Annotated in this window: 19 protein-coding genes; 7 read left to right on the top strand and 12 right to left on the bottom strand. The window is 38.6% G+C overall.

All coding sequences use genetic code 11. The annotated features are described in order from the left end of the window. The 3 genes from RGQ13_RS18405 to RGQ13_RS18395 form a co-directional block, all read right to left on the bottom strand. Entirely contained in the window at window positions 1–1,419 is a 1,419-nt protein-coding gene (locus tag RGQ13_RS18405) for a sulfatase-like hydrolase/transferase (RefSeq protein ID WP_348391187.1), read from the bottom strand. A 153-nt stretch (window positions 1,420–1,572) separates the two neighbouring features. Then, window positions 1,573–3,132 (bottom strand): carotenoid oxygenase family protein, encoded by a 1,560-nt coding sequence (locus tag RGQ13_RS18400; RefSeq protein ID WP_348391186.1) that lies wholly within the window; start codon window positions 3,130–3,132, stop codon window positions 1,573–1,575. 31 nt (window positions 3,133–3,163) lie between these two features. Continuing rightward, window positions 3,164–3,604, bottom strand: coding sequence for a DUF2141 domain-containing protein (locus RGQ13_RS18395; protein WP_348391185.1), 441 nt, complete (start codon window positions 3,602–3,604; stop codon window positions 3,164–3,166). 176 nt (window positions 3,605–3,780) lie between these two features. On the opposite strand from RGQ13_RS18395, the gene RGQ13_RS18390 reads away from it, so the two are divergent. Further along, window positions 3,781–4,614: a LytTR family DNA-binding domain-containing protein gene (locus RGQ13_RS18390; protein WP_348391184.1), complete on the top strand. Its 834-nt coding sequence runs from the start codon at window positions 3,781–3,783 to the stop codon at window positions 4,612–4,614. A 24-nt stretch (window positions 4,615–4,638) separates the two neighbouring features. Here the strand turns inward: RGQ13_RS18390 and RGQ13_RS18385 are convergent, their stop codons facing one another. Then, the gene (locus tag RGQ13_RS18385) at window positions 4,639–5,529 is read right to left on the bottom strand and encodes a hypothetical protein (protein ID WP_348391183.1); all 891 of its coding nucleotides are present in this window, start codon (window positions 5,527–5,529) and stop codon (window positions 4,639–4,641) included. Between the two features lie 503 nt (window positions 5,530–6,032). Here RGQ13_RS18385 and RGQ13_RS18380 point away from each other — a divergent pair. Continuing rightward, complete coding sequence (locus tag RGQ13_RS18380; RefSeq protein ID WP_348391182.1) at window positions 6,033–6,173, top strand: hypothetical protein; 141 nt, start codon at window positions 6,033–6,035, stop codon at window positions 6,171–6,173. Here RGQ13_RS18380 and RGQ13_RS18375 read toward each other — a convergent pair. After that, on the bottom strand, window positions 6,170–7,090 hold the full coding sequence (locus tag RGQ13_RS18375; RefSeq protein WP_348391181.1) for a LysR family transcriptional regulator: 921 nt from the start codon (window positions 7,088–7,090) through the stop codon (window positions 6,170–6,172). The genes RGQ13_RS18380 and RGQ13_RS18375 overlap by 4 nt on opposite strands. A 98-nt stretch (window positions 7,091–7,188) precedes the next feature. On the opposite strand from RGQ13_RS18375, the gene RGQ13_RS18370 reads away from it, so the two are divergent. Beyond that, on the top strand, window positions 7,189–8,646 hold the full coding sequence (locus RGQ13_RS18370) for an NAD-dependent succinate-semialdehyde dehydrogenase (RefSeq protein ID WP_348391180.1): 1,458 nt from the start codon (window positions 7,189–7,191) through the stop codon (window positions 8,644–8,646). Window positions 8,647–8,736: 90 nt separating this feature from the next. Then, on the top strand, window positions 8,737–10,017 hold the full coding sequence (gene gabT / locus RGQ13_RS18365; RefSeq protein ID WP_348391179.1) for a 4-aminobutyrate--2-oxoglutarate transaminase: 1,281 nt from the start codon (window positions 8,737–8,739) through the stop codon (window positions 10,015–10,017). An 81-nt stretch (window positions 10,018–10,098) separates the two neighbouring features. Here gabT and RGQ13_RS18360 read toward each other — a convergent pair whose 3' ends face one another. Then, complete coding sequence (locus RGQ13_RS18360; RefSeq protein ID WP_348391178.1) at window positions 10,099–10,758, bottom strand: TorF family putative porin; 660 nt, start codon at window positions 10,756–10,758, stop codon at window positions 10,099–10,101. A 352-nt stretch (window positions 10,759–11,110) separates the two neighbouring features. On the opposite strand from RGQ13_RS18360, the gene rpe reads away from it, so the two are divergent. Together rpe and trpS are read left to right on the top strand one after the other, a co-directional pair. Further along, window positions 11,111–11,782: a ribulose-phosphate 3-epimerase gene (rpe, locus tag RGQ13_RS18355; protein WP_348391177.1), complete on the top strand. Its 672-nt coding sequence runs from the start codon at window positions 11,111–11,113 to the stop codon at window positions 11,780–11,782. Between the two features lie 23 nt (window positions 11,783–11,805). Then, window positions 11,806–12,810, top strand: coding sequence for a tryptophan--tRNA ligase (trpS, locus tag RGQ13_RS18350; RefSeq protein ID WP_348391176.1), 1,005 nt, complete (start codon window positions 11,806–11,808; stop codon window positions 12,808–12,810). Between the two features lie 94 nt (window positions 12,811–12,904). Here the strand turns inward: trpS and RGQ13_RS18345 are convergent, their stop codons facing one another. The 5 genes from RGQ13_RS18345 to bioH form a co-directional block, all read right to left on the bottom strand. Then, a complete protein-coding gene (locus RGQ13_RS18345) occupies window positions 12,905–13,300 on the bottom strand; it encodes a VanZ family protein (RefSeq protein WP_348391175.1) in 396 nt (131 codons plus the stop codon). 109 nt (window positions 13,301–13,409) lie between these two features. After that, window positions 13,410–13,739 carry a DUF4144 family protein gene (locus tag RGQ13_RS18340; protein ID WP_348391174.1) on the bottom strand — a complete coding sequence of 110 codons (330 nt, stop codon included), beginning with the start codon at window positions 13,737–13,739 and terminating at the stop codon, window positions 13,410–13,412. Between the two features lie 2 nt (window positions 13,740–13,741). Beyond that, window positions 13,742–14,884 carry a mechanosensitive ion channel family protein gene (locus RGQ13_RS18335; RefSeq protein WP_348391173.1) on the bottom strand — a complete coding sequence of 381 codons (1,143 nt, stop codon included), beginning with the start codon at window positions 14,882–14,884 and terminating at the stop codon, window positions 13,742–13,744. Between the two features lie 29 nt (window positions 14,885–14,913). Then, entirely contained in the window at window positions 14,914–16,194 is a 1,281-nt protein-coding gene (locus tag RGQ13_RS18330; RefSeq protein WP_348391172.1) for an NADH:flavin oxidoreductase/NADH oxidase family protein, read from the bottom strand. Window positions 16,195–16,215: 21 nt separating this feature from the next. Further along, window positions 16,216–16,992, bottom strand: a complete 777-nt coding sequence (bioH, locus tag RGQ13_RS18325) for a pimeloyl-ACP methyl ester esterase BioH (protein ID WP_348391171.1) — start codon at window positions 16,990–16,992, stop codon at window positions 16,216–16,218. Between the two features lie 92 nt (window positions 16,993–17,084). Between bioH and RGQ13_RS18320 the strand changes: the two genes are divergently transcribed. Then, window positions 17,085–17,831, top strand: coding sequence for a ComF family protein (locus tag RGQ13_RS18320; protein ID WP_348391170.1), 747 nt, complete (start codon window positions 17,085–17,087; stop codon window positions 17,829–17,831). Between the two features lie 16 nt (window positions 17,832–17,847). On the opposite strand, the gene RGQ13_RS18315 is transcribed toward RGQ13_RS18320, so the two are convergent. Then, a complete protein-coding gene (locus RGQ13_RS18315; protein ID WP_348391169.1) occupies window positions 17,848–20,403 on the bottom strand; it encodes a M14 family zinc carboxypeptidase in 2,556 nt (851 codons plus the stop codon). Window positions 20,404–20,472: the final 69 nt, after the last annotated feature.

The following is a 20,472-nucleotide window of genomic DNA, read 5'->3' as shown; positions in this document are numbered from 1 at the left end:
TTAGGGATTTGGCGCACCAGCATCATTTTCTATCGACTCAATGTGATCATCTAACACTTGGTATAACGGAAAATCTACCCAAGTATCTGAAAGATAATTGAGCTCTGGTACCTCTTCTTTTGGATCTATCAGTAAATTGTAGATTGTCGGATAAGCCATCTTTTTGATTGCATAACTGTGTTCATCAATCTCTTTTAAAAGCAATTTCCAATTACGCCATTTTACTCCAAAAAGCTCGTTGCCAATATAAATAACCATAGACTCGCGTGCCGATTTTTCCGATTTTCCCATAAAGAAATTAGACTGGTTTACACCATCAATGACTCGATCTTTAGGAAGTTCGGCGCCTACCCAATTGGCCAATGTAGGAAACAAATCTATTTGGTGGACAATGTCGTTGGAGACTTGTTTGGTGGGGATTTTTTCAGGCCAGCGGACTAAAAATGGCACACGTAAAGAGCCTTCATAAGGAGAAAACATACTACCGCGCCAAGGGCCAGTAAAACCAAACGACCTCGGCACACCTTCGCGGCCATTGTCAGACGTAAAGATAAAGATGGTATTTTTTAACTTTAGCTCATCAACTGTTGCTAGCAGTTTGCCAACATAGGCATCTGTTTGCGCCAGAACGTCAGCAAATTTTCCATTGCCAGTCTTACCTTTAAAGTCTGGGTGAGGGTCTACAGGTTCATGGGTTTGTGTATATGGGATATAGGCAAAAAAAGGCTGCTTGGCTTTAGCTTTACGCTTGATGAAGTCGATGGCCATATCTGTGATTTCGCCATCGATAGTTGTACGCTTGGCGCGGTTGTACACATCGAGTGGTTTGGGTTGTTCGCCGCGCTTTGCCGACATAACATAAGTGAATACCGCCTTTGGGTGACTACCAGGCGCAAAGCTAGTGCTATCTGGCCAGAATGCTCGGTCAGATGATCTCGGAATACCGTACCATTCATCAAAACCCTGATCCGTAGGGTAACGCCCTTTAGTGTCGCCCAAGTGCCATTTACCAAAAATGCCTGTCGCGTAACCAGAATCAGACAGCATCTCGGCCAAGGTGATCTCCCACTTGGTTATTCCGTACCATACACCTCTAGGCGGGCCGCTTGGTTTTTGTCGCGTACGAATACCATAACGACCGGTCATCAAAGCTGCTCGTGATGGTGTACATTCTGCTTCAACATTAAAATTAGTTAATTGAAACCCTTGAGCTGCAATGCTATCAATATTCGGCGTTGCAGCTCCGCGTAAAACACCACCACCGTAAACCCCAACTTCCCCATAACCAAAATTATCCATCAAAACTAGGACAATATTTGGTTTGTTTTCAATCTTGGACGAAGCTAACGAAAAAGGAGCAGACACAAGACTGGCTAATAGAAATACAGTGCATATAACGCTTCGAATGTACCTAGACATAGTCGTTTCCTTTGATGGTCACATGGACAAATTTTAACTTTTAATCTCAATAGGTTAAAAGAATATAACCACCAAATGTATACCCTGTTAGGGTAGGAACTTTTAATATCACATGTGTCAGCCTTTCATAATGTCACCAAGTTTAGTTGGTTATTACCCAATATGATTGGCTTTAAAACTGCCATGAAACCCTAAAGGCAAATGATAAGGTAGCCAAGCTCTGCATATTGGTCCTTGCGCGAGGTTATTGGCTTGAAAAATGTTCAGGCAAGTGCGTTTACTTGGCACATGTAACGCAGTACCAATTAAATACCCGCTGCCTTCTTTGTTTTTTGGGCAAACAGTAATGTGCTCTTCGACTAAAAAGTCTTTGCCAAAATCAAACTTATCCTCGATCCCTGAGCTTACCTCGAAGCGACAAACCGAATCACTCCATAAACTGTTATGATTTGATGACAGATGGTAAAGCTGCTGATATTTCTGTCCAACCAGGTGATCGCAAACTCGCGGGAATTCGCTATTTTGCTCAAGCACTGCCTGAGTTGCTTTGCCATTTGGATAAAGAGTAAATAGCGCCATTTTAGCATCTACATTGGCATTGTTTATTTCACCCATCATCACCTTTGATAAATTATGCAATACGTCGATATTTGGGTATAAACTGGCATCAAAATGAATAGTGCCATTGGATTCTTCCCAGGCATTGCCATAATGAAACGCAAAGCCGGCAGGCAATTCAAATTGTTTACTTATGGTTAAATCATCTTTGTTAACCACCAATACCCGCATAGCTTGATTTTTGTTAAAACCAATGCGAGAGAAATAACCTTGCTGTTCTTTGCTGGTGCTAGCGGATGTGGTTAATGATGGTAATATTAATAACAGATGTTTCTCGGTCATTAAAAAATCATGCAACATACCACCTTTGTATTTTGCATCGACAATACCAACGTTTTTCATCTGTCCATTGGCGGATAAATGATAAAGCACGATATGACCTGATGGGTTTAAACCAAAATTCCATATATCGCCATTTGCTTCAATCTTAGGGTGGGCAGAAAATGGCAAACCATTTAAGCTACTGGCATATTTACTATTTTCACCCAAATTGATTTGCTGTTGGTACTCTAATGTTTCCGCGTTTACGCGAGTAGGGCTTCCTGCTTCCCATAACGCCCATAGGTCATCACCAACACTAATAACATTAGTATTAGCGGTATTTATCATGTCCGCGCTTGAAACCGGCAGAGCGTTATTTATGTGAGTGTCGGGGCCAGAATACAAAAATTTCTGTGCGCTTTGTTCTTGTGAAAATTTAGGAGTATTAATAAATTTACCGTAGTGGCTAATTTTTCCATCGGCAATAGTAAAGCTTTGCAGCATGCCATCGCCTTCGAACAAATGTTTATAGCGTAATTCGCCGCGTTCGTGTTTGCCGGGACCATTGCGTAAAAAGGTGCCATTGATATCTTTTGGAATAACACCTTCAACGGTAAGCGCTTGTTTGGAAAAATTATTCTCTACATTGGCAAAACCAATCAGGTCAGGATCATTTGCCAAGGCTTGATTAAATAATTGCTTATAATTTACCGGAAGTTTGCTTGCGCTAGTTTCTGTTGCCGAAGCAGTTAGTGTACCGTTAACTAGCAACCCGCCGACTCCAATGGTGGCACCAACAGCACCAATACCTTTAAGTAATTCTCTGCGTTGCATAATCTGTCTCCAATTTAGTTATGTTCGTTGCTTAGTAAATTACTGTACTGGCATTAATCACTTTGCCTTGTTCTTCGTTAACGGTGAACTTAATTTGTTGATAACTCACCGGGCCAAAATTTGGCTTGGCATTGTTGGAAAAACCAAAGCCTTCAACTGGCATGCCAAACAAATTGGTTTCCAGTTTGCCATTATCGTTTTGGTCGTGAAAAAAGCGCAGAGCATAGTCGCCCTGATCGATGTCATTAAAGGTGATAGTGGCACTGCCATTACTTGATTTTGTTATTAAGGCAACTTCGGCTTTACCCTTGGTATAGTTTTCTTCACCTTTAAACAGCTGCACATATATTTTATTCGATGCACTGTTTTCTAGGTCAATACCAGAGATATTAAATTCAATCTCATTAGCTACCGCTTGGGTGCTTAATGAACTAATGGCGACTGTGGCAATAAGTGTTGAAATATTTTTCATAATTAATTCCTCGTTTTTTGTTGAGTTAAAAATGCAATTGCTTAGCTGTTTGCTTGTGTTATTAACAATTGCTTAACACTGAAAAGACGATAGAATGACTGTATTAAAATAAACAGCGATGTTTCGTAAAGTAGGTAAAAGAATTCGCAAAATGCGCGTTTAAGGATTGGGTGTCATTGACGAATCGTGAAATAAACCAGAAAAATCAACAGATAAACCGTAGAGTAAGAAAATCAAGCCTTATAAATGACATAGTTACTGTCTCGGTTGTTGGGCTTATCTTAGGCTTTTTATCGCCGTTTGGAATGGCAGAAATACCCTTGCAATGGTCTATCGCCTATTGGTTAGTGACTTGTTTGTCGGGCTATTTTATTTATATGCCATGCGGTCATTTAGGTGAATTGTTGTTATCTAAATGGCTTTCCATGCATTGGCTACGAGTGGCTATTTCAACATCGATTGCCAGTGTGTTGATGAGTTTTGTCGTCCTTTTATTGGTAAATTTATTTTTTAATGTCCCAATAAGCTATGGCGAAGACTTTTTTAAAGTCTTACCAAAAGTAATTGTTATCGGTGGCCTGCTAACGTTCATCGGTATGGTTAAAGATTATATAAAGTACCAAAATGACAAATTAGTACAATCAGAAAAACTTATTGATGAGCAAAAAACACAGGCCAGCGCTAAAATTGATCAAAAGTTTGAAACGTTTATGGCGCTGCTACCCGTTGAAAAACGTGGAGAATTATTCTGTTTAGAAATGTCTGATCACTACCTAAAGGTTTACACCGATAAAGGTCATCACTTATTATTAATGCGCTTCAAAGATGCTCTGGAAATGCTAGCTGATTTTCAAGGATTGCAAACTCATCGCTCTTGGTGGGTTAGTCTAAGTGCGGTAACAAAATTAGAAAAAGATGGCCGCAAAGTGTTTTTGTTAGTAAATAATGAATTGCAGGTGCCAGTTTCTAGAACCTATATGGACGCGGTAAAAGCAGCTAATATTCACTGAACGCCATAGACAATACCAATTACATTATTTGCTGTCATTGATCTTTGTTAAGAACAATGTGCCCAAAGCAATGGAAAATATAGAAAGAAATGGCTCTAATGGCCAAAAAGGCAGCCAAAGTTCGAATTCGGCTGACCATGGTGGAGCGGTTAAAAAGGTGGTCACAGAATTTTGCCAATAAAAACCTGTTGCCGAGGCAACACATCCACAGATGATAAGGGCACTTCCCAGAAGTTTGAATACAATTGGAGTGACACTCTCGGGCATATTTGTTTGTGACCATTGCTGACGATTTTTACCCCAAGCGGCAATTCTAAATACAAAGGCAATAAAGCCAGCCCAATAGAAGATATAATCAATAGCCCTTGGCTCTGCATAAGTAAGATTCCACCAGTACACGCTAAATGGATAAGCCCAGAGAAAATACACCCCGACTTTGTGCACAAGTTTCCACTGCATTGTATCAACGAATTTTCGACCCAATTGAAATGAAGTTACCACCATAGCGGTTAAAAGAATGTAGCCGATAGTACCTTCAAGTTCATCTCGAAATAAATAAATTTCTTCAAAATAGTAATCACGTAAAAAGGTCGAGACGATAAAAATAAATAGCGCTTGCCAGGCCATCATTACTGCAAAACACAAACCGATATATTTTTGATTACGCATCAGCCACATTGAAAATGGACTTGGAAATAGGGTATGAACAGAAGACGCTGCGACAAGTATATAGATGAATGGGATTGCCCACTTAACCGAATACCCTATCATATGAGAGACTCCAGCCCCTGTTGATAAGTCAGACGCCATCATAGCGAAAAGAATAATGATGGAAAGTGGCACAGATAGAAGGAAAAACAGGTGCCATTCATTAATAACTTTATTTTTGAGTAGTTGCTTTATATCTATGCTCATATTTTATTATTCAAATAAAGGAAAGATCTAGTTTATTATCAGTTATTGTACCCTCACGCTTTGTACAATTTATATACTCCTATTTGGGTATAGTAGTACATGTAAATTAATTCTAAAATTCATTTATTACGTTAAATATTAGCACTTTCTTATGTTAAACGACTTGAAATCCAGAATGATGTTTATCTTTAAAAATGCAATCGCACTTGCCCCTTGTGTGCTTTCTATGTATTTACTTTTTTTACTAGAAAAGCATCAAATCTGGATTCCAGAAACCTTACATCGAGATAAAATAACTATATTAGTTCTAATCGTTGGTTTATTGGTTTCATTTATACTTTTCTCTAGGTTCAATCAAAAACGATAGTTTTATAAATGATAACATCAGAAAGTTTTATTGACTTCAAACATCAGATTGATATGTTTGTATTTAAGGTGAATAAAAATGATTGTTAAATGTTAAGACTCTCATCATTAAGTAAGAATGAATTAAGTTGATTATTATGAATACATTAGATAATGAAACTGAAAACTTATTAGAACCTGAAAACAAAAATTCGTTAATTTATACCTCTGAAATTATAGATGATGACGACTCTAATGATAGCGAGGTAACAGCCAGTTATGTCCGAGGTTATAACTAGCTAAACACTTGAGTAAAGGCTTGTTTTAAAAGCTTAACTTTATTCACTTCTCTGGGCACTTTTTTGTGTACCATAGATAATTTGAATTGATAGGTTCGTGTACTGGGTTGGATCAACCTGATTTGACCTTGGTTTAATTCATCTTGAATGTAACTCTGTGACATAAAGCCAATATAGTGACCGGATAAAATCATCGCTTTACGAGTATCAAACTGATAAGCCTTAGCATCAAGATTTAGCTTTTGCAGTTGCTTACGACCTGAATCATCAATATCAATACCTGGATGAATTGCGGCAACTTCTGCCAAATCTGCGTCAGTTATCTGGCTGTCAACTTTATCAAAAAATGGGTGTTCTTTTCCGCAACATAAATAAATGGGCTCACTATAGATTGGCGTGTAGTTAAGACCTTCAATTTGTTGATAACCTGGAAAAAGGCCAATGTGCGCTTTATCCTTTAATAATGATTTCTCAATATTTGAAATTGAATCTCCATCTAAAACAATATGTAAATTTGGTGCGTTGTCATGAATGTGACGAATGACCTTGGCTAGTTTTTGTTGTCGTTTGGTGTCGAGTTGATCGGCACAGAGGATAACAATTTCACCACTGAGCTCTTTTCCCAGAGTGCCAACATACAACGAAAAGTCATTTAATGACTCAAATAAGTTGATAACCGCATGATAAACCTCTTGTCCTTCTTCAGTAAGAGAAAAACCACCTCTACCACGCAAACAAAGCTTCAGTTTCATTCGCGTTTCAAGATTTGACATGTGCACGCTGATGGTTGAGCGAGTGATACCTAATGCAACTTCTGCAGCAGCAAAGCCGCCATGCTCAACCACAGAAACAAAAATACGTAATAAACGTAAATCGTATTCTGCTATCGGTTTTGGAATAATTGACGTATTACTCAAAGTTTTACCTACTTCAAACTAAAGGTTTAATGTTTAGTATTTAACATTAGTTCGATTTGTTATTCAATAGATAAAATAAAGAATCGTTGGAGACAAACATGCAGCAGTTACAAGATCAGCATTTACTAAAACCTTTTTCATACATTAATGGCAGTTGGCACAGCAGCGAATCGTCGTTTCCAGTTACTAACCCTGCCACCGGTGAAGAAGTTGCTAAGGTTAGTGATGCGGGTATTGCTGAAACAGAGCTTGCAGTTAAAGCTGCAAAAGGCGCATTAAAGTCGTGGTCAGCGAAATCTGCCAATGAAAGAGCGACGTTATTGCGTAATTGGTTCAATTTAATGATGCAGCATCAAGATGATTTAGGTCGAATTTTAACTTTAGAGCAAGGTAAGCCATTAGCAGAAGCTAAAGGTGAAATCGCCTATGGCGCAGCCTTTATTGAATGGTTTGCTGAAGAAGGTAAGCGTGTTTACGGGGATACAATTCCAGGTCCAGCAGGTGATAAACGCATTGTGGTGATCAAACAACCTGTAGGTGTTGTTGCTTCAATAACGCCATGGAACTTTCCAAATGCAATGATAGCTCGTAAGGCTGCTGCAGCATTGGCAGCAGGATGTACATTTGTCGTTCGTCCGGCAACGCAAACGCCACTGTCAGCATTAGCCATGGCTGAACTTGCGGAAAGAGCTGGTATCCCTGCTGGTGTATTTAATGTCGTGGTCGGTATGGATGCGCGTGGTATTGGGAAAGTACTTACTCAACATCCTGATATTGCCAAGTTCACTTTTACTGGCTCTACGCCGGTTGGAAAAATGCTAATTGAGCAATGCGCAACAACGGTTAAAAAAGTATCGATGGAACTTGGTGGTAACGCGCCATTTATCGTGTTTGATGATGCTGATATAGATGCGGCAGTACAAGGAGCGATGGTCTCTAAATATCGTAATGCCGGTCAAACTTGTGTCTGCACTAATAGAATTTTTGTTCAGCAAGGCGTTTTGGCTGAATTCACTGAAAAATTCAGCCAAGCTGTAGCCGCATTAGAAATAGGCAACGGATTAGAACAAGGGATAACTATTGGCCCAATGATTTCATCTTCAGCCGTTGCTGATGTTGATAAGTTGGTTACTGCATCGATTGCTGCAGGCGCAACTTTGGTTGCGGGCGGTGAAGGTCATCATCTTGGTGAGAATTATTACCAACCAACAATTTTAACTAACGTAACAAATGATATGCCAATTGCTTGTAACGAAATTTTTGGCCCGGTATCACCAATTATTGCTTTTAATGATGAAAGCGATGCACTCGCGATGGCTAATGATAGCGAATACGGCCTAGCTGCTTACTTTTACACTCGCGATATTGGTCGTGTTTGGCGTGTCGCCGAAGGTTTAGAATTTGGCATGGTAGGCATTAATGAAGGCATTATTTCAAATGCAGCAGCGCCTTTTGGCGGTGTAAAACAGTCAGGTAGTGGCCGTGAAGGCTCTAAATATGGTTTAGATGACTATATGGAAATAAAGTACTTGTGCATGGGTGGAATTGATAAATAGCTCGCTGCTAATAACCGTCAATTTATGACGGAGTAGAAAATAGCTAGTGTTAAACACTAGCTTTAAATAGATTTAGAATAGGTAAAGATAATGAATAATCAACAATTACAAGACAGAAAAACTAAAGTAATAGCTCGTGGTCAGGGCAACATGTATCCAGTGTATGTTGAACGTGCCGTAAACTCTGAACTATGGGATGTTGAAGGTAAACGTTACATTGACTTTGGCACCGGTATTGCTGTTTGTAATACTGGTCATAGTCATCCTAAAGTTGTGGCTGCAGTTAAGACGCAAGTTGATAAATTTAGTCATACCTGTGTGATGGTAAATCCATATGAAGTTGCTGTTGAACTTGCTGAAAAACTAACTGCTATCGCGCCAGGTGACTCAGATAAAAAAGCAATATTTGTATCTACTGGTGCTGAAGCTGTAGAAAATTGCGTTAAAATTGCTCGTGCTCATACTGGTCGTCGTGGTGTTATTGCGTTTAATGGTGGCTTTCACGGGCGCACTAATTTAACCATGGCTTTAACGGGTAAAATATTACCTTATAAAAATTTATTTGGTCCATTTCCTGGTGATATCTTCCATGCACCATTCCCAATGGATTGCCATGATGTTTCAGTTAAATCATCTTTAAAAGCGATAGAAAACTTATTTAAAGTAGATATTGCTGCTACTGATGTTGCTGCAATTATTGTTGAGCCAGTGCAAGGTGAAGGCGGATTTTATGCTGCACCACCAGAGTTTTTGCAAGCATTACGTAAAATTTGTGATCAACATGGCATTGTATTAATTGCTGATGAAATTCAAACTGGCTTTGGCCGCACCGGAAAAATGTTCAGTTTTGAACATGCTGGTGTTGAAGCCGATTTAATGACTATGGCCAAAGGTATTGCTGGTGGTTTCCCTATTGCTGCGGTTGTTGGTAAGAGTGAAATCATGGATGCGCCATTGCCTGGTGGTTTAGGTGGTACTTATGGTGGTTCACCCGTTGCTTGCGCTGCAGCGTTGGCGGTATTGGATGTGATTAAAGAAGAAAACCTGGTGAATCGTTCAGTACAAGTTGGCGAACTATTTAATCAACGTTTAACTGAATTACAATCTCAATTTCCAAAGCTAATTGGTGATGTTAGAAATCAAGGTTCAATGATTGCAATTGAATTAGTTAAAGAAGGTGATTTTGAACAACCAAATCCAGAACTAACACAAGCTGTAATTGCTAAAGCAGCTGAATATGGTTTAGTACTTCTTGCCTGTGGTTTTTATAGTAACGTGGTACGTTTTCTACCCGCATTAACTATTAGTGATGAATTAGCGAATGAAGGTTTAGACAAGTTTACTGAATTATTTGCTTCAGTAGCTAAGTAACTCTATAAGTATCAAAAAGGCTGTAAAATTTTAATCTTACAGCCTTTATTTACTTCACAGTATAAGTGAAGTTAAAACTATTTAGAAAGATTTACCAATGCTAAATACTAATGACTCTTCGCCTTCACCAGTTTCAAGGTCTAACTCTTCAGAGTTAACGATAACAGCAACGCCAATATCGAAACCAGAAACTTCAGTGCCGTAACCTAACTCAACGTAATCACCTTCGAAATCTTGACCCCAAGTAGCAACAGTGGCGTAAAAGTTCTCATATTCAGCTGTTACTGAAATAAAGTCATAATCAGACTCTTCGATACCTAAGGCATCATCTTCTTCATGAACACCAACATTATATGAAGCAGATAAGAAGCCGTAGCTTACACCAAGATTTACTTCGTTATACGCCGAATCAAAATCACCAGTGTATTGGTAAGAAGTAAAGCCAGCACTTAAACCTAAACCACCATCAAGCTCAAAACCGTATGCACCATAGAAATCAATTTCTAAACCGTCTTGTACATCAGCAGCCCAAGTACCAACAGAGAAATTACCGTTTTCATAATCTAAACCAGCACTTGCTGAAGCTGTACTTGTTTGTGCAATACCACGGAAGAAGTATTGAGATACAACGCCCGCATTACCAGTTACGCCTTCAATTTCAATTGCTGATACAGAAGTTGAAACTGCAGAACCCATTGTTAATGCTGTTAATAGTAATGAAGTAGTTAATGTCTTGGTCATGATAAATCCCTAATTTTAATAATTTTATTTTTAATAGTTTTAAAGTAACTGGTTATTAAGATTGCAAGGACAGTGCCTGAATGAAAAAAACGATAAGAATAGAGCTATAGGGTGCTATTTTCCTGATGTTGATAACTTGTTAATAAAGGTTGGTTTTTAATCAGTAATAGCTTTTGCTCGAATGTAGTGCGCACCATGCACCTATTTTGCACATGGAAGTACTTATCCTCCTATACTAGAGAGGAAGAAAAGGAGGGCATGCACAATTATTATTGAATATTTACCCAATGTTACTTCAACTTCAACGGATCATTAGGTAAAGTACGCCTATTCGAAATATAAGGTAATAGCCATGTCTTCTTATTTAATTGCACCATCCATTTTATCAGCCGATTTTGCTCGTCTTGGAGATGATGTTGCGAAAGTATTAGCCGCTGGTGCTGATGTTGTTCATTTTGATGTAATGGATAACCACTTCGTGCCTAATTTAACCTTTGGTCCAATGATCTGTAAAGCATTGAGAGACTACGGTATTACGGCACCTATCGATGTACATTTAATGGTAAAGCCTGTTGATAGTTTGATACCTAGCTTTGCTAAAGCCGGTGCAGACATTATTACTTTTCACCCGGAAGGTAGTGATCATGTTGACCGTACATTGCAACTCATCAAAGATCATGGTTGTAAAGCCGGTTTAGTATTAAACCCGGCAACACCTCTGCAAGTACTAGATTTTGTAATGGATAAATTAGACGTCATTTTATTGATGTCAGTTAATCCAGGTTTTGGTGGTCAATCATTTATCCCATCAACACTCGATAAATTGAAGCTGGTAAAAGAAAGAATTAACGCCAGTGGACGAGATATACGTTTGCAAGTTGACGGTGGCGTAAAAGTAGATAATATTGCAGAAATAGCTGCAGCGGGCGCCGATATGTTTGTTGCCGGCTCTGCTATTTTCTCAAACAATGATTACAAAGCGGTAATCGACCAAATGCGTAGTAACCTTGCGCAAGTAGATTAACAGTTTAAGTTTTAAGGATATACATGTCTAAGCCAGTTGTATTAAGTGGTTGTCAGCCATCAGGTGATTTAACTATTGGTAACTATTTAGGTGCTCTAAAGCAGTGGGTAAACATGCAAGAGGATCATGATTGTTATTATATGTTGGTAGATCAGCATGCGATAACTGTTCGACCTGATCCAGCTGCATTGCGTAAAGCAACGTTAGACGGCTTGGCGTTATATTTAGCTTGCGGTATCGACCCAAGCAAAAGCACGATTTTTATTCAATCGCATGTTCCTGAACATTCGCAATTAAGCTGGGTATTAAATAGCTATACACAAATGGGTGAGCTTAACCGCATGACCCAATACAAGGATAAATCACAAAAGTCAGAAGCAAATATGAATAGTGGTTTGTTTACCTATCCGGTATTAATGGCTGCGGATATTTTATTATATCAAGCAGATCGTGTACCTGTTGGTGATGATCAAAAGCAACATCTTGAACTTGCTCGTGATATAGCTACTCGTTTTAATAATATTCATGGTGATATTTTTAAAGTGCCGGAGCCATTTATCCCTAAATTTGGTGCAAGGGTAATGAGTTTGCAAGAACCGACCAAAAAAATGTCTAAATCAGACGATAATCCTAAAAACTTTATTGGCTTATTAGAAGACCCGAAAAAAATCAGTAAAAAAATCAAAAGTGCTAAAACAGACGGTGATGAAGAAGCAAACATCTATTTTGATGTTGCTAACAAACCTGGCGTATCCAATCTTTTATCTTTATTGTCTTGTACAACGGGCAATTCTATTGAGAGCTTAGTGCCTCAATATGAAGATAAGATGTATGGCCACTTAAAAGTTGATGTAGCTGATGCGGTTGTTGCTATGCTTGAGCCAATTCAAGTTAAATATCACCAATACCGTGAAGACCAAGCATTCCTTAACCAAGTGATGCGTGAAGGTGCAGAAAAAGCTTCAGAGAAAGCAAGTAAGGTAATTACCTCGGTTTATGATGCGGTAGGTTTTATTCCTCGCCCATAAATAGTAAAACGAAAAAGGGGTCAGTATCCTTTAGCCACTATGAGCTAAAGGGTACTGACCCCTTTTTGATCTTTCATCTACCACTTGGCGGCTATCACGAGGTAGCAATTAGGCGCTGATTATAACGTTGGCTATGTTTGCCGATATATATTGATAATAAGGTGAATACCGTAATACCGGTAAAGTTTGCTGCCATATCATATAAACTAAATGTGCGTGTAGCGATAAATATTTGGCTGAACTCTTCAGTCGTACTAAATAAAAGTACTAAGACAGCGCCATATTGATTCATCTTATTATTGCCGAAATAACGAAACTTAAATGCATAGTTGGCAAATAAAGTTAGGCTGCCATACATACAAATGTGGCCAATTTTATCACCATAAGGCAGGGCATTTTTAATATCCATAACGAAACTTTGCTGACCAGTATTGGCCATGAACAACACAACACACAAAAATGTAAAAAATAGCGCAGCGATAAATTTCATTTAATTAAATGCCTGATAGAAAGAGTAATTGTATTGTAGGGATATGTATGAGAACTACTGTATTCATTTGTTGGTAAATTGTAAGCAATTTGTTAATGGGTTATTTTTGTTAGTCAGTTAAATCTTTAACAAGTTCAACTGCTTGTCTTGTTGTTTGGCAGTTGATTTTTTCAATGCAGCATTGTCTTGCGATCGCAGCATGGTCACGCACAAGCTCGACCATATTATCAACACTGGCAACGGCAAGGTAATCGTTACTGTTAATGTCTGCTTGTAATACCGACAAGGAGAATACTTTGCCGGCCGAGTCAATCAACACGTCACGGTCAGTAAAAATATAGAGCAGCATTTCTTCATCATTTTGCCACTCAATAAGAGAGCTTATATAAATAAGCTCGTCTTCACCGTCATGTTTAATAAGAGCAGGCCAAGTGATCATAATTACAGTTTATTAGACTTTGTATTGTGTTCACTCTCAGGCTGTTCAGCTGTAACTGCTGGTTCCGCAGCTCTTCCCGGGAATTCTTTAATATAAAGGTCCTGCTTGGCATAAGGGATTTCAATATTGTGCTCGGCAAATTTTTTGTAAATAGCACTGTTAAGTTGATGAATTATACGACCTCTAAGTGCGGGTTCACTTATCCAACCCATTAATTCAAAATCTAAACTCGAACCGCCAAACATTCTAAATCGTACAACTGGAAGTGGGAAAGAGCAGATATCTGTATCTTCTTTAGCAACTTCCATGAGTATCTTATCTATTAAATCGATGTCACTGCCATAGGCTGCGCCGACCTTAGCTCTAATTCGATATTTAGTACTAGGACCGCCAGACTCGTTTATTACCTTGGTATTGCCCATAACCGAGTTAGGCACGGTAACTTCAATATTATCACGAGTTAAAATACGGGTACTGCGTAAACCAATATTAGTAACTTCACCACGTTCGCCTGTTTCTAAAACAATATAGTCGCCAATTTTATATGGAGCATCGGCCATAATAAATACGCCAGAAAACAGATTGGCGAGAGTGTCTTTAGCGGCGAAACCAACTGCGATACCGACTATACCTGCGGATGCTAGCCAAGCTGACATATCGATATCCCAAGAAGAGAAGATATAAAATACTGACAGTATGACTATTAAAATTAAGGCTAAATTTTCAAATAACGGTAGTGTTTGGTTATGCAAAACTTGAAAGTGTTTTTCATTGGCTGCCATATTTCTCAGAATTACCTTAGTGATCCTAAGCAGAAACATGGTCCATAAAACCAGTAAAATGGTGTACAAAATCGGAAACATTACGGAGGTAATCGCTTCAGGCAGCTTTACAATACTGGTGGCTACAGACAAACCTATCACTAATATAGAATAAAAGAGTGGTTTGTGTAGTAAATCAACCAGTTGGTCATCTAGTTCGGCATTAGTTTTCGCGGTGTAGCTTTTTACCCAAGCGATAATTACTTTATCTAATACCCAGGCAAAGACTAAAGAAATAAGAATAATCACAGAAGCTTGTAGGGTCGGGTCGTCACCTATATAACTTAGGTACTTCATCAGTTCTTGTTTCCAAGTTGCTTCCATTATTAACTCCTTTTTAGATGTTTATTGTATTAACTATTGTTGCGGCGTGCTTTATTACGGCGTATGTTTAAACAAGTATCATTTAATAAATGTTGCCAAAATAGTGGGAACACTTTTAACGATGTATCGACAGGTTTGTTATTGGCTAAACGTATTATTTGTTGGTAATAAAAACTGACTTGGCCGACGGTATTCATTGACTTAATTAAAGCAACAGGGCTGTTATTACCCCAAAACCCATCACCTATCTTTAATGTGGTTTCGAAATCATCGATGCTATCGATACTTTGTTCTAACAATAATTGTGACACGTTTGGTTGTGTGCATAAAGGACGAGCCAAACCAACCATATCAATTTCACCACTTGCTACTGCTTGCTCCATTACTGCCCGAGAACGAAATCCTCCGGTGATCATTAACGGTACATTAGCGGAGGCTTTAATCGCTTGTGCATATTCAAGAAAATAGGCTTCGCGACGACGAGTACTCTCTCTAACTTCTGTTGCTTCAACGCCCATTAAACTTAGCTGCTCGTATGTTCCGCCAGATATTTCAAGCAGATCGATACTGTCTTCACTTAACCAAGCTGCAACTTGCATGCAGTCTTCTAAGCTAAAGCCACCTTTTTGAAAATCGGCTGAATTTAATTTTACAGCGACAGGGAAGTCATCGCCAACGGCTTTACGTACAGCTTGTACTATTGAACGAGCAAAGCGGGCTCTGTTTTCGAGGCTACCACCCCACTGATCGGTTCTTTGGTTGGTTTTAGGTGATAAAAACTGACTGATCAAATAACCATGGGCACAATGTATCTGCACACCGGTAAAACCTGCTTCTTTAGCCAAGCTTGCGGTATTGGCGAAACGTTGAATAATGTCTTCAATTTCTAACTGGGTTAAAGCTCTAGGCTTTGAAAATGAGCCAAGCATCTTTAACTGTACATCAGATGGCGATAACGGTTGGCTGTTAACCAAACTAGGGCATTGACGTCCTGGATGGCTGATTTGCATCCACAAATGATTACCCGCTATGGTACCGGCCGAGGCCCAATCTTTAAATTTATCCAGAGCAGAGTCATCTTCTAAAACCACGTTGCCAACACGCTCTAAATAACGATGATCAACCATTACATTACCAGTTAAATGAATCCCCGTGCCACCTTGTGACCAAGTTTTATATAGTTGGTTAAGTGGCTTGGTTGGCCGATCAAAAGTGTCGGCTAAACCTTCGGTCATTGCGCTTTTACCAATTCGATTATTAATGATTGCGCCGCATGGTAAAGTTAAGAGTTGGGAAAGTGGTGATGACATCGATTTTCTTATTATAATTATCTAGCTTGGTTTTATATTACCAGTAATCCAATCAGTTAACACCGTATAAAACTCATCGCTGTGCGAGATAAATGGCGCATGTGATGCCCGGTGGAAAGTATAACTGTCACTGTCTGGCAATAGTTTATTCATTTGTTCAATCATTGCTTTTGGTACTAATGAATCTAGTCGCCCATACATGCGTAGTATTGGTAAATTCAGTGCTTGTATCTTAGCGCGTAAATCAACAGTTTCTAAAAGTGACAGTGAAGCATCCAAAGTGGGTGTATTTGGTTCAGGATATTGATTTATTAGCGCTTTTATTTGCTTAACATCATTACGTACGTGCTCTGACCCCATGGCTTGTATTTTAAGAAATCCTTCAATAGTTTTATGTGCATCGACACTTAGTTGTTGATGAAATGCTTGCAATAACTCGGCTTTAATCCCTGGCCAATTAGGTTGTTCAACGAAATAAGGAGAGCTGGTAACACTGACCAAAGCATGAGCTTTTTCTGGATGGTGCAGGGCAATATTTGTGGCAATCAGCCCACCTAGAGACCAGCCAATGATAATAGAAGGCTGAGTAATACAAGCTGCAACCATAGCGGTTATGTTTTCTAGTGAATAATCATCTACAAGTACTTCGGTATTTTGACCAAACCCAGGCAAGTCGATAGTCGTTACTTGATAATTAGCGCTTAGCTTTTCCACCATAGGTGAAAAAATAGCACTGTTAAGCCCCCAGCCATGAATAAAAACTAGAGGAAAGCCGCTACCTAGGATGTTAAATTTCAAATGTTCTGCCATGCTTAATTGTTACCGTGTTTAAAGGTTTAATGGAATTGGTATTAGACTTAGTAGTTAATTTTAAGCAAAGGATGGCTTGAATGGAAATGAACAAAGCAAAAAGATCTGTTTTTCTGCAAAATAGCTTCACCAAGCTTGCACTTATATTTAAAAAAGTAGCCGCGCACTTTTATTGTTGTGATTTATGTAAACAGCCTAGTGAAAAGTATTCACTGTTATGCAGTACCTGCTATGAAGATATTAGCCGTTTCAATTTAGCCACAGTTAATGGAAATTTATTAAATCACCCCCAAATTAGTAAGAATTTACCCAGTATTCACTTTCAGCAATTAATTGCATTGGCACCTTATTGTTGGCCTTTTACTCGTTGGATAGGAGAGTTGAAATATCAACAACGATTTGAATTAGCACCCTTGTTAGCAAAAATGCTGGCGGCAGGTATTAAGCAATATAATTTAACAGCAGAACTACCTAAGCTATTAATTTCAGTTCCTATTCACCATAACCGTTTGAAAGTAAGGCAGTTTAATCAAGCTGCGTTGATAGCAAAAATTATCGCTAAAGAATTAGGTTGTGAGTATAACGAAACCTTACTTATTCGCCATATTAAAACGAACGCACAAGTAGGACAAAGCGGAGCTAACCGAAGGCGAAATCTAAAGGGAGCATTTACATTAGGTAAAGCGGTAAAACTGCCTGCGCATGTAGGTATTGTTGATGATGTAGTAACTACTGGAGCAACGGTTAGTGAAATGAGCAAACTATTAACCCAACACGGTGTAAAAAAAATTACCGTGTTGAGTATTTGCCTAACTATGCCAAGCTAAATTACAAAGACATATTTTACTCTTTACCCGTAACGCTGAAAGCTTTGGAGAAGAACAGAGCGTTGGCAACTATTTTAGCAGTGCCTTGCCAATAACCTCTAAACACCAAATTACTGGAACTTGCGATAATACGACCTCTGCCAACATTATGGGCAATAATAGCCGCATTTCCACTTACCTTATCAATCATTTCTGGTGCCGCATAACCGCTCAATAATGGTGAATTTGAAAATCTAGCAACGGTCACAAATGGCTTTGAAGGTTGTTCAATAATCACCGTACTATTTTTAAATATCGGCAATGTTTCTTCGTTATAGCCGTAAGCTAAAGGATGGCTTAAATCGAGTTTGGTTGAAAATATTGTACCAGCGATAAGCTTTTGAGCGGCTAAAGCACTTTTATCTTCGTAGCTTAAATCATGAGTACTAAATAAGCGGTTGATTTCACTTTTACTGGCAAAACTTGCATCCAATAAATTTTTAGCTGCTAAATATTTTAATGCTCGTTTTTGCGCGTAAATACTGCCACCTTGCTCAAGCCAAGCTTTTAGTCTTTTACTGGTACCTTCAGGCATGGTTTTGTACTCACCATCTACCATAATAATGTGACTATAGGCAGACAAATCAATTTTCGCCAAACGACTGGTTTCAATAATACTTACCGGAATATTTAAGGTGTTATCCAGGTAATAAAGCATATGTCCTGCTTCATTTGGTGTTACACCTTGGCCACCCATCATTAGCACTTTTATAGGGGTTAACGACTTTAATGAAGGGCTACCTAAATCGATACCTTGCACCGTTAAACCAGAAGCTATAGTGGTTAACTCAATTGGCACTTGTTTCTGAATGGACGTTAAGATGTTGAACCATTTATCGTCTTGCTGCAATCCTTGTGGTATTACAATAGTTCCTGCAGAGAAGTTTTCAGTTTTATTGCCTATTTTGGCGCTAAATTGCTTGGTTGCCACTTTTGCTTTTACACCACTGTTCAATAATTTATTTAGCATTTTTGGTGCTAAATAATTATCCCATTTAAACGCATAAGCGTATGCCGGGGTAGTTGGTGAAATTACTTTTTCTTCAATGGGTTGCCAAGGCGTAGAAGTGAACTTTAAACTTCTACTGCTCTCTATTTGCACGGAGTTAATATTATAAGCTAATGGTAAAGTCCAGCCGGAAACATCATAAAAGGTATTGTCTCTAAAAGACGTTACCCGTTCGAATATAGTTTTAATTAAACGATATTGGTTTTGTTTCAATGGAATATAGTAACTCGTTCCTTGATCATAATCTTCTTCGTCACCCTGATAGGTTTTCGTCAGTGGATAAGCTTGAATTTGGTGCTGATTCAGTAATGCAAGAAATGCGTCTAATCGATAAGAATCATGTTGTTCATTAATTAAATAACCATCAAAGTCTTCATCGCCGGCCAATTTATCTATGCTTTGATAAAATTCATTTCTATGCTGATGTAATTTATCTTTATTTTCTTTTGCAGCGGTTAAGGTTGAAAAAGACGTTAACACATGATTTTTAATGCCGAAACCAAAGGTCAGCTCACCGTTAGCGCTGTCGGTTGCAAAGCCTCGAGAACTTGCTTGTTCAAATAAAATACCAACAGCAGCATTAATGTCTGGGTAGGTAGAGCCTTTACCATAATAAAAATCATCAAAGCCCTCTTCGCTGTAGTATAAACGATTATCTTCATCGAGCGACTTGGCATGATAAGTCGCAAACAATTGAGTTAACTCTATTGTTTTGGCAGGTGTTATTGGGTTATTTCGTGATGGTACGCCTGGTTGAAAAAAGTAATTACCATCTCTGCCCATCTCATGAAAATCGGCTAATACATTAGGCTTGTAATAATGAAAATTCTTTACTCGATTTTGACTTTCAACTTGCGAAAGCGGTAACCAATCACGGTTTAGATCAAACATAAAATGATTTGTTCTCCCAGATGGCCATTGACGAATATGGGTACGATGGTTTGGATCAGTATTAAAAGATTGATTGCGGTTTGAATTTACCCAAGTGGTAAATAAATCCATGCCATCAGGATTCAAACTTGGCTCAATAACCACAATAACATTTTCAAGAATGGCATCAATGTCGCTAGATATGGCTGCAGCTAGTTTATAAGCAACAAGCATTGAGGCATTGGCACCAGATATTTCATTACCATGAATACTGTAGCCTAACCAAACAACAACAGGAGCATTCGGGTCTTGTTTTCCTGTAGCTCTACGATTGGCTAAAATTTTATCTAAATTAGCAATGTTAGCTTTACTACTAACCGTTGCAACCACTTGGCGGCGATGTTCATTGGTATAACCTATGTCGGTAAGAGTAACATTATCGCTCGCGTTCGCTAAAGCATCAAAATATTGCATTAACTGATCGTGACGTACATGTCTGTCACCAACGTTAAACTTTAAAATAGACTCTGGGGTAGGGATGTCTAGGCGATATTGGCTTTGCTTGCCAAAGTAGTAATCTAAAGGCTCTGCGTGTACAAACGCAGCTATAGAAGTGCAGCAAAGTATTAAAGCTTTAATTAATTTGAACAACACAAGGCTCCAAGAATATTAGAAGAAAATTTAATTGATGACTTAAAATTATAGTCTTTTTAATAGCTTAAC

The sequence above is a fragment of the Thalassotalea psychrophila genome (assembly GCF_031583595.1).
Taxonomy (GTDB): domain Bacteria; phylum Pseudomonadota; class Gammaproteobacteria; order Enterobacterales; family Alteromonadaceae; genus Thalassotalea_A; species Thalassotalea_A psychrophila.
The sequence above is the reverse complement of the archived record's forward strand: the minus strand, read 5'-3'. Positions and strand labels throughout refer to the sequence as shown.